This window comes from uncultured Anaerococcus sp., from assembly GCF_963510575.1.
Taxonomy (GTDB): domain Bacteria; phylum Bacillota; class Clostridia; order Tissierellales; family Peptoniphilaceae; genus Anaerococcus.
Window position 1 is genome coordinate 18,430 of the sequence record NZ_CAUPFR010000008.1, and the last position, 10,523, is coordinate 28,952.

General features: G+C 35.9%; 10 protein-coding genes. 7 read left to right on the plus strand and 3 right to left on the minus strand.

Annotated features, from left to right (window positions below; translation table 11 throughout):
* Positions 1-150 precede the first annotated feature (150 nt).
* Genes metG through rsmA form a run of 4 tightly spaced genes read left to right on the plus strand, consistent with a single transcriptional unit; the run spans position 151 to position 4,224 of the window.
* The gene (gene metG / locus RQ907_RS01545; RefSeq protein ID WP_311491649.1) at positions 151-2,103 is read left to right on the plus strand and encodes a methionine--tRNA ligase; all 1,953 of its coding nucleotides are present in this window, start codon (positions 151-153) and stop codon (positions 2,101-2,103) included.
* On the plus strand, positions 2,103-2,858 hold the full coding sequence (locus RQ907_RS01550; protein ID WP_311491650.1) for a TatD family hydrolase: 756 nt from the start codon (positions 2,103-2,105) through the stop codon (positions 2,856-2,858). Before metG ends, RQ907_RS01550 begins: the two co-directional genes overlap by 1 nt.
* The gene (gene rnmV / locus RQ907_RS01555; protein WP_311491651.1) at positions 2,855-3,385 is read left to right on the plus strand and encodes a ribonuclease M5; all 531 of its coding nucleotides are present in this window, start codon (positions 2,855-2,857) and stop codon (positions 3,383-3,385) included. Before RQ907_RS01550 ends, rnmV begins: the two co-directional genes overlap by 4 nt.
* Complete coding sequence (gene rsmA / locus RQ907_RS01560; RefSeq protein WP_311491652.1) at positions 3,382-4,224, plus strand: 16S rRNA (adenine(1518)-N(6)/adenine(1519)-N(6))-dimethyltransferase RsmA; 843 nt, start codon at positions 3,382-3,384, stop codon at positions 4,222-4,224. The genes rnmV and rsmA overlap by 4 nt, the downstream gene beginning before the upstream one ends.
* On the opposite strand, the gene RQ907_RS01565 is transcribed toward rsmA, so the two are convergent.
* On the minus strand, positions 4,210-4,503 hold the full coding sequence (locus tag RQ907_RS01565; protein ID WP_311491653.1) for a hypothetical protein: 294 nt from the start codon (positions 4,501-4,503) through the stop codon (positions 4,210-4,212). The two genes, rsmA and RQ907_RS01565, sit on opposite strands and share 15 nt — an antisense overlap.
* 130 nt (positions 4,504-4,633) lie before the next feature.
* On the opposite strand from RQ907_RS01565, the gene RQ907_RS01570 reads away from it, so the two are divergent.
* Positions 4,634-4,861, plus strand: coding sequence for a glutaredoxin family protein (locus RQ907_RS01570; protein ID WP_311491654.1), 228 nt, complete (start codon positions 4,634-4,636; stop codon positions 4,859-4,861).
* 51 nt (positions 4,862-4,912) lie between these two features.
* Here the strand turns inward: RQ907_RS01570 and RQ907_RS01575 are convergent, their stop codons facing one another.
* Positions 4,913-6,919 carry a site-specific DNA-methyltransferase gene (locus tag RQ907_RS01575; protein ID WP_311491655.1) on the minus strand — a complete coding sequence of 669 codons (2,007 nt, stop codon included), beginning with the start codon at positions 6,917-6,919 and terminating at the stop codon, positions 4,913-4,915.
* 65 nt (positions 6,920-6,984) lie between these two features.
* Complete coding sequence (locus RQ907_RS01580) at positions 6,985-7,827, minus strand: hypothetical protein (RefSeq protein ID WP_311491656.1); 843 nt, start codon at positions 7,825-7,827, stop codon at positions 6,985-6,987.
* Between the two features lie 144 nt (positions 7,828-7,971).
* Between RQ907_RS01580 and ilvA the strand changes: the two genes are divergently transcribed.
* Positions 7,972-9,156 (plus strand): threonine ammonia-lyase, encoded by a 1,185-nt coding sequence (ilvA, locus tag RQ907_RS01585; RefSeq protein WP_311491657.1) that lies wholly within the window; start codon positions 7,972-7,974, stop codon positions 9,154-9,156.
* Positions 9,156-10,523, plus strand: a 1,368-nt coding sequence (locus RQ907_RS01590) for a UDP-N-acetylmuramoyl-L-alanyl-D-glutamate--2,6-diaminopimelate ligase (RefSeq protein ID WP_311491658.1), incomplete at its 3' end; no start/stop codon positions are given. The genes ilvA and RQ907_RS01590, both read left to right, overlap by 1 nt.

The window sequence follows — 10,523 nt, forward strand, 5'->3', positions numbered from 1 at the left end:
GAAATTTATCTTAGATATTTTTGTGAATTTTTATTTGATAGGAAAACTAATATGAAATAGAAAGTTAAAAGCGTAAATTCCTAATGATTTATAGGTTGGGTTGAAGTATGATAAAATAAGTATATTCATTAGAATTATGAAAGGATTATTATGACAGATAGAAAACCTTATTATATTACAACACCAATATATTATCCAAATTCAAATTTACATATAGGAAATACCTATACTTCAATAATTGCAGACGTTTTAAAAAGATATAAGACTCTTTTAGGCTACGATGCCTACCTTGTAACAGGCACTGACGAGCACGGCCAAAAGATTATGGAATCTGCCCACGCTCACGGCAAGGAGCCTCAAGAATTTGTAGACAAAATCGCAGCTGAAACTATAAAATTATGGGAAAAGCTTGATATTAACTACGATACCTTTATAAGATCAACTGGTAAACAACACGAAAAAGACGTAGTAGATATTTTCAACAAACTTTATGAACAAGGTGATATTTATAAGGGAGAATACAAGGGATATTACTGCACACCTTGCGAAACTTTTTGGACTGAAAGCCAGCTTGAAGACGGAAAGTGCCCTGATTGTGGTAGGGATGTAAATTACCAAGAAGAGGAAACTTATTTCTTTAGATTATCCAAATATGCAGATAAACTCAAAGAATTATTTAAAGACCACCCAGAATTTCTTGAGCCTGCTTTTAGGCAGAAGGAAATGCTTAATAACTTTATAAACAAGGGGCTTGAGGACCTTTCTGTAACAAGGACTTCCTTTGACTGGGGAGTTGATGTGCCATTTGATAGTAAACACGTTGTCTACGTATGGATAGATGCCTTATCTTGCTACCTTTCTGCCATTGGTTACGGAGATGATAAGGAGAAATTCAATAGGTATTGGCCAGCATCCGTTCATTTAATCGGTAAGGATATAGTGAGGTTTCACACTATTATTTGGCCAGCACTTTTGATGGCCCTTGACCTTCCACTTCCAGAAAAAGTTTTTGCCCACGGTTGGATTTTGTTTGAAAACGACAAGATGAGTAAGTCCAAGGGCAATATCATGTATCCAGAGCCACTTGTAGAACTTTACGGCAATGACGCTCTAAAATATTTCATGCTTAGGGAATTTAACTTTGGATCTGACGGGGACTTTTCTTCTAAGAAATTTATGGATAGGTACAACTCAGACCTTGTAAATGACCTTGGTAACCTTGTTTCAAGAACAACTTCAATGATTTCAAAATACAATGGTGGTCTTATTGAAAAAGGTACAGAAGAAGGCGAATTTGACGATGAATTAATCGCTCTTGCCAAGGAAACCTATGTAAGATTTATAGAATTAATGGATGCTTTCAAATTCAACGAAGCTCTTGAAACAATTTGGAAATTAATCCGTCGTGCCAATAAATATGTAGACGAAACTGAGCCATGGATTTTAGGTCGTGATGAGGAAAATCTTCCAAGACTAAATAGGGTTTTATATAACCTTGCAGAGACTTTGAGGATTGTAGCCCAACTAATAGAGCCAACTATGAAGGATACTACAAAATTAATCCTTGAAAAACTTGGCACAGACAACAAGGGCTTTGAATCTGCTAAGGAATTTGGTCTTCTAGAAGAAGGTGCAAAAGTAACTAAGGGCAAAAACCTCTTTGATAGGCTAGATGTAGAAGAAGAACTTGTAAAACTTCACGAAAAAAACAACGCCCTAATCCACGAAAGACTTGCTGATAAAAAAGAAGAAGAACCAGCAGTAGAAGAGGAAGTAAAACCAGAAATTACCTACGAAGATTTCACCAAACTAGACTTAGTTGTAGGAAAAATTATCGAAGCAAATGACCATCCAAATGCTGATAAACTCCTAGTTTTCAAGGTTGATATAGGTTCTGAAGTAAGGACAATTGTATCAGGCATCAAAAAATGGTACAAGGCAGAAGATTTAGTCGGCAAAAATGTAATAGTTGTTAAAAACCTAGCTCCAAGGAAGATGAGAGGAATCGAATCCCAAGGTATGCTTTTAGCAGCAGACTTTGGCGAAGACTTGACCATGCTTTCAACCCTCGCTGACATCAAACCAGGAAGTAAGGTTTCTTAATGAATTTAATTGATTCACACGCTCATTTAACAAGCGAAGAATTTAATGAAGACAGGCTCTTTATCCTAAGAGACCTGTCTAATTTCTCTATAGAAGCTGTAATTAATCCGGGGGTTAACCTAGAAAATTCAAGGGAAAATATAAGGCTTGCCAAGGAATTTAAAAACTTTTATGCCCAGGTAGGAATCCACCCTTCAGATGTGGAGGAAATGGGAGAAAACGACCTCGCTGAGATTGAAAAACTCGCAAAAGATGCTGTAGCAATAGGAGAAATTGGCCTTGATTATTATTGGACAACAGAAACCAAAGATTTACAGAAAAAAGTTTTTATAGCTCAACTTGATATGGCAAGGAAACTAGGAAAACCGGTTGTAATCCACAATAGGGAAGCGACAGAAGATATCATGGAGATTTTATCAAATTATAAGGACTTAAAAGTTCAAATCCATTGCTTTTCGACAGATGAAGAAACTTTAAAAACTTTTATGGATTGGGGGTTTTATATTTCAATCGGAGGAGTTGTGACTTACAATACTGGTCTAAACGAAAAGCAGGCGGCAGCTCTTGTTCCAATTGAAAGACTCATGCTAGAAACAGATAGTCCCTACCTTACTCCAGAGCCTTATAGGGGCCTTAGAAATGATCCTAGAAAAATTATAGAAGTGGCAAGAAAAATTGCGGAAATTAGGGGAATGAAATTGTCAAAAGTTGCCAAGTGGACAAGCAAAAATGCCAGGGAGTTTTTTAACCTATGATAAAAGAGACAATTGTAGTTGAAGGAAAAGATGATATAGCCAACGTCAAAAGGGCAGTAGACTGCGAAATGATTGCGACAAACGGACTTGCCTTTGGAGATGACCTTATAAAAAGGCTTGAAGAAATAAATGCCAGGTGTGGGATAATTATCCTAACCGACCCCGACTATGCAGGCAAAAGAATTAGGGCAAGGATTGCTCGTCACATCCCAACTGCTAAACACGCCTACATTGACAGGAAAAAAGCTATCAAAAAGGGTGATTTGGGTGTGGAAAATGCAGATCCTGAGGTAATTATAGCTGCCCTAAAAAGAGCCAAGGCAGAAGAAACCATTCGCAGGGAAGAATTTACCATGGCAGATCTTGTGAAAAATGGTCTATCAATTGGCGACGGGTCTCGAGAAAAAAGAGCTAAACTTGGCGATTTGTTGGGGATTGGCTACTATAATTCCAAGGGACTTTTGGCTAAGCTTAATTCCTTTGGAGTAAGCCGTGAAGAATTTGAAAGGGCGGTAAGATCTTTATGAGAAAATTATATTCACCAAAGGTTGTAAAGGACATAATCGACCTCTACGGATTCAGGTTTTCCAAATCTTTGGGCCAAAACTTTTTGATTGATAAAAATTTCGTCGATAAAATCGTAGATGGGGCTGACATTGAAGGAAAAAACGTAATCGAAGTAGGTCCTGGTATCGGGACAATTTCTTATGAAATGGCCAAAACTTGCAAAAAATTAGTCCTAATTGAAGTTGATTCGAGCCTTATTCCAATCCTAGAAGAAAATATGTCCGATTTTGAAAATGTAACAATCATCCACCAAGACATTTTAAAAACTGATTTAAAAGAAATTCAAGACAAGTATTTTGCTGGGGAAGCCTTTGAATTTGTGTCAAACCTTCCATACTATATAACAACTCCGATTATAGAAAAAATCTTTGAAGAAGACCTCAATTGCCAGTCTATGACCATTATGGTCCAAAAAGAAGTGGCTGACAGAATGCTTGCCACAGAAAAAGACAAGGATTATTCGTCTTTGTCTGTCTTTGTGAAATATTATTCTGAAGCGAAGCTTCTCACCAAGGTTCCAAAATCAGTCTTCATGCCTCAGCCAAAGATAGATTCGTCTGTTTTAAGGCTTGATTTGAGGGTTTATGATGAAAAAGTAAACAAGGAAAAGCTCTTCGCCCTAGTAAAGGCAGGCTTTTTAAAAAGACGTAAAACCATCCTAAATTCCCTATCGGCTGTGGCAGAAAAAGATGATTTGAGAAGGGTTCTTGATTCTTTGGGCCTTAAGGAAAACCTAAGAGCAGAAAATCTTTCGCTTGATGATTTCATAAATGTTGCAAATGAATTAGAAAATTGTTAGGCTAGAAGGATCGTAGAGCGTTTGATCTATGATTTCTTCTAGGCTTTTTTCTTTGATTTTTATTTTATCTAGAGATTCGAGCAGGGTCTTCCTATCGTCAAATTCAGCAAGGAAAGTATTGGTAAATTCGTCTTTTTGATTGGTAGAAAAAAACCAGGCAACTTCGTGATTTTCATCTCCTAAATTATTTATAGAACAATTTATGTCTTCAAAGACAAATTCAATTTCATGGCCTATTTCAAGTAGGTTTTTTAATTCATTGTAAGTAAAATTCTTCATTTTGCCTCCTAAGTTTTAATTTTAAAAAAAGTGGGTATATTGATAACCTGGGGCCAGGAGCCTTAAATTATTATATATTATTTTGAAAATTTGGGTATAAATAATATAGAAAAATAGAAAGAGGGTTATTATGCACGATATTACAATTTATACATCAAACACTTGCGTATTTTGCAAGGCAGCTAAACAGTATTTTAAGGAAAATAACATCGAATTTACAGAAAGAAACATTGACGAAGACAAGGAAGCTGTAAATTACCTTATCGAAAAGGGTTACAGGGGAGTGCCTGTAATTAATATCGACGGCGAAGATATTGTTGGTTTTGACAAAAAAGTCATCGAAGAAAAATTGAAATAAAGTAGACCTGCCATATAAGCAGGTCTTTTGATTTGCCAAAAATTTTGTATTTCATCTGTATTTGATGTTGGAATTTACTGTTTCTATGTCTTTACCTAGGCAATATTTGATATAAGGAACTAGATAGTCTTTGTCGATTGCCTTTGGCCCAAAGATTAGCCTTTGGTACCTTAATTCATAATCTATTAGGTAGGTGCCCAAAAAAGGTAGGGGAAAGTTTGGGTTGTGGTATTTGATTTCTTTGAAATGGTTACGGCTTTCATCTTCATCAAGGTCCACAACAATCCTATACTCACCCTCGTAGGCATAGGAATCCTTCTTAAAATAGTAGGAAACCTTATCGAGTTTGAGGAAAATTTCGTTATTAAAACTCCTCAAAAGTTGACTCTTATTGGTCGAATCCTCTTTATAGATTTCTACAATTTTTTCTATATAGGCTCCGTAGTCTACCTTTAATTTCTTTAATAAACCGTTGATTTCATCGGAATTTTGATTGTAATTGAAGGCTTTTTCTCCTATATAAAAGACCTTGACCAACTTTATTTTTTTATCATTTATGATTGATTTTATAAATTCTTTGGAAAATTCAAGGAAAACTCCCTTGGTGTCATCTGCGTATTGTTTCCACATTGGGAGACTATCTGCCATGCTTGATGCAGATAGGAGGTAGATTTTGTTGTTGCCGTAGTTATTTAGGTTTATAAAATCTTCGTTACCATCGTTTAGGTATTCAAAAAGGGCTTTGCCCTCCATAGGATCATTTAACATTCTGGCGTTGGTTAGCCTTAGCTTGTTTCTATAAATTTGGTCAATTTCCTCAATATCACCGTCAATTAGGTAGCCTAGGATATCAAGAGATGTGTAATGGCCAATTGAAATCCTATTTTCAGCGTCTTTTAGTTTTTCATAGTCAGTAGGTTTTACTGTTAAAAGGTCAACAATCCTGTCAATGTCATAGGAAATGGCTTCTTCAAAACGCCTGAGGTTGTCTTCTTCTTGGGGCAAAATCTTATAAAAATTATTTAGCTTTTCAAAAATATTCAGGCTATCCCTAAATTCGTATTCTAGGCAGGATAAGTAGGTCTTATAAAAATCCTTGGTCTTTGAACTTTGGCTAAAATCACAAGTTGCCAATTCTTCGAGAGCCTTGGCTATAAATTCGTAAATGATATTTAAGTCTGGATATTTTTTGATTTTTTTATTTATATGGGCAAAAATTTCAAAAATTTTATCAGTTTTCCCAAAATCATTTAGGACTGTGGCGATTTTTAGGAAAGAAAGGTTAAAACCATTAAATTCCCTAAGGAGGGAGTCCTTGATTATGGTGTGGTAGCCCATGTTTTTATCTGAGAAATACCAGCTATCTTTTAAAATCAAGTCATTTAAGTCTCTTAGGATTTCTTTTGTTTTTTCCTTACCTAAAATTTTCAACATATTCAAATAATAAGAAGGCTTTGAAAAAATTGTGATATAGGTTTTTAGCTTTGGAATATCATTTTTTTCTACAAGGATAAGGCCTTTCTCTTCTTTGAAATCTTCTTTTAAAATATCGTAGGCTTGGTATTTGAGGTCGGATATTTCATTGGTATCCCTAAAACTTTCGCTTTCCTTATATAATTTTATGGACCCAAGTTTTATTTTTTCGTTTGGCTTATTTCCGGGAATATAGGCAACATGGAATTTGGTTTTAAACTTGTAGTCTATGTCGCCAGTCATTTTCAAAACTAAATTGTCCCTGTAAGTAAGATTTATATTCTTTAGCCCTGCCTTATTCTCATAAAAAGTGTAGGAAAGGCCTTTTTTTAGGGATTTTTCCTTTATAGTTAAATCAGATTCGCCTATAAAAGATAAAAATTCATTGATTTTAAAGATTAAAAGCCCATCTAAGTCCTTAAAAAATCTGGTCTTTAATTGTTTTTCTCCCAGGATTTTTTTTAGAAATTCTTCGTCATAGGCGTAGGTTTTAGCAAATAGGACTTCCTTATTTATTTTATTTTCTTTTACAAAGTCTAGGTCTCCCTTAAATAGGTCTACTAGGGTTTTTTCTATATTTTCCATCTTCGCTCCGTTCTTGTTATCATTATACTAATATAATTTTTTTTATAAAAAAAGCCCGGATGGGCTTAGGAAATATTTATTGATTGGATGTTGCCATTTAGGGTTTCTAACCTTACAGTATGGCCATCACTTGTATTTAGGTAGTAGGATTTGATTGTGGATTTTTCGTTGGCAGGATCCTCCCTTAATTCCTTTTCAAACCTATTTTTTATATCGTATATGGAATCTTCTAGCTTTATACCCATAATTTCAAAGTCTCTGTTGGTATTTATAACAGAAGCACTTAGGTCTTTTATTGGAGCATTTTCGATTTTTTTCTTGTCTGTATTTGGGTCGAAAGATGCCTCTAAGAGGTAAAATTCCCTGTAGATTTCGTTGTTAACCCCATTTGTAAACCAGGTTGGTTTTGGTTCGAAAGATTCTCCAATCCTTGAAATGGTCGCAACTAGCTGGTTGTTCTTTTCTTTTAAAGAGTAGGTGAAACCGTTTTTGGTAAAGTCAGCTAGTTTTATAGGAAATTTATAAAGTTCGCCTTCTATTATAAAGGAAGAGTCTTTTTTGAATTTGGTTGAGTAGCCCTTGTCTGGAGCTGTTGTTATATAGGGGTTGGATGCTGGTTCCAAGGCCTTTTCTGTGACAAGTAAAATTGGATAGGTGAAGGTCATCACTAGGTTTAGTAGGCCAAAAATTAAAATCCTATCTCCGAAATTTTTATTTACCCCATCTATGAGGGCAAGAAGGGCACCAATTGTGCCAAGGCCTGCACATAGCATGGATGCAAGCTTTAGGGGCCTATCAAAACCCAAAAAATTTATATATGAATACCTAAAGATAAAAGAAATGGCAAGGACAGCTAGACCAACCAATAAAGTCCAATGATAAATTGTTTTGTTTCTTATATATTTCATTTCTTTTCCTCTTATTTTCTGAAATCTTCACTATATTTTACACTTTTCTTAAAAAAATTACAAATACGTGTTATAATTAGAATAGAAAAGTAGGTTTATAAAAACCCTACTTAAATTTGTGCTTAAGAAACTAAGGGGGAACGTATGTTCGATTTTAAAAAAGCAAAAGAAAGAGTTGACGAGGTAATAAATCCTACCCATTTAATTTATTCTGAGGTATTTTCTGAATCATCCAATAACAATGTATACATAAAGCCAGAAAACCTTCAAAAAACAGGTTCTTTCAAGCTAAGGGGAGCCTATAATAAATTATCAAAACTCGATAAGGAGTCTGCTGATAAGGGAATTATCACAGCTTCTGCCGGCAACCACGCCCAAGGTGTAGCTTTTTCTGCCCAAAAACTTGGTATGAAGGCTGTAATTTGTATGCCAGAGCACACTCCAATGATCAAGGTGGATGGCACTTTAAAATATGGTGCAGAAGTAGTTTTGCACGGGGCAAGTTTTGATGAATGCAAAGACCACGCCCTAAAACTTGCCGAAGAAAAAGGTTATACTTTTATCCCACCTTTTGATGACCTAGACGTTATCGAAGGCCAAGGCACAATCGGCCTTGAAATTGTCGAAGAACTCAAATATGTAGATTACGTTTTAGTTCCTGTTGGTGGTGGTGGCCTTATTTCTGGTGTGGCAAAGTGTTTGAAACAAATTTCACCATTAATTAAGGTAATTGGTGTTGAGCCATATTCTGCAAGAAGTATGAAAGAAGCAGTAAAGCAAGGCCACATTGTAACTCTTGAAGGAGTCGATACAATAGCTGACGGAACTGCTGTAGCCACTGTTGGCAAGCTAAATTATGAGATTAGCAAGGATAATGTTGACGACTGGATAACAGTAACTGACGAAGAAATCCTCATGGCCTTTATTAAATTAATTGAAAAACACAAATTAATCGCAGAACCATCTGGCATCCTACCACTAGCAGCCCTTGATAAATTAAATTTCTTTAATAAAAACGTCGTTTGCCTAGTTTCTGGTGGAAATATAGATATGTCCTTTATTTCCCAACTAATTGACAGGGGACTTTACGAAACTGGAAGGATTACAAGGATTGAAGTCGAGCTTCCAAATATACCAGGCAAACTCCAAGCACTTTTAACAGAAATTGCCGATACCAAGGCTAATGTAATTTCAATCGAACACGATGGTTTCAAGGCTGCAAGCAGGTTTAAAAATATAAATGTAGAGCTAACCCTAGAAACCAATGGCATGGACCATGTCAAAAAAATTAGGGAAGTAATAGCCAAGAAGGGATATATCATACATTGATGAAACTAAGCGACTTAGTTAAGAAAATAAAATATTTAGACATAAGACACGGAGCGGATTTTGAAATCAAGGCAGTAACAAATAATTCCAAAAAAGTAGAAGAAGACTTTGTTTTTGTGGCTGTCAAGGGTTCTATTTTTGATGGCCATAAGTACATTGACGATGCCATTAAAAAGGGTGCCAAGGCAATTGTCCACACAGAAGAAGTGGAATATAGGGAAGGGATTACCTATTTGAAAGTCGAAGACCCTAGGGAGACTTTGGCAGAAATTTCAAATCAAATCACAGGTTTTCCATCAGAAAAACTTGCTGTAATCGGAGTTACAGGCACAAATGGCAAGACTACCACATCCAAACTAATTGCCTATCTGATTGAAAAAATTTTTGGACCTTGCGCCAATATTGGTACTGACGGGGCAAATGTGGGTGGGGAAATATTTGAAACCTCAAATACAACTCCAGATATTACAGAAATTAACCGTGTCCTTGGCAAGTGCCTTGAAAAGGGAATTAAATATCTGACCCTTGAGGCATCAAGCCATGGTCTAGTCCAAAAAAGACTTGCTGGCGTTCACTTTAAAGTAGGGATTTTTAACAATCTTTCAACCGAACACCTCGACTACCACAAGACTATGGAAGCCTATTTTAAGGCGAAAATGATTCTTTTTGAAAATTCTGAAATCACTATAGCCAATATCGATGATCCTTGGGGCAAAAAGGCTGTAGAACTTTTCCCAAAGACCTTAACTTTTGGCAGGGATGAAAAGGCCAACATCAGGGCGACCGATGTGGAAAAAACCGACAAGGGAATTTCTTTTAAGGTTGACGGAGTAAACTTTTTTATAAGGTCAATCGCAGACTTTGAACTAAATAATTATCTGGCAGCGATTTCTACCCTAAAGGCTTTGGGAGCTAGTCTAACACAATTAAGTGAGCTAATAACTGATTTTCCAGGAGTAGGCTCTAGGTTTGAATATATAGAAAATGACAAGGGCCTAAATATAATCGTAGATTTTGCCCACACACCAAAGGCCTTTGAAGAAATTTTTAAAAGCCTACCAAAAGATAAGAAAAAAATTGCGGTTTTCGGTATCCAAGGTGACAGGAACGCTGAATTTAGGAACCTAATCGGAAAGACAGTTTCAGATTATGGAGTATATGCAATTGTAACTACAGATGACCCCAAATTTGACACTTACGAAAATATTTCAAAAGATATAGTCGGCGGAATGGCGGAAAATTATGGGTCCTACACCCTAATCAAAGATAGAAAAGAGGCCATCGAAGCGGCGCTTAGGATGGCAAAGCCTTATGATTACGTGCTTTTTATGGGCAAGGGTGAGGAGAATTTCATAAAATTAAATGGC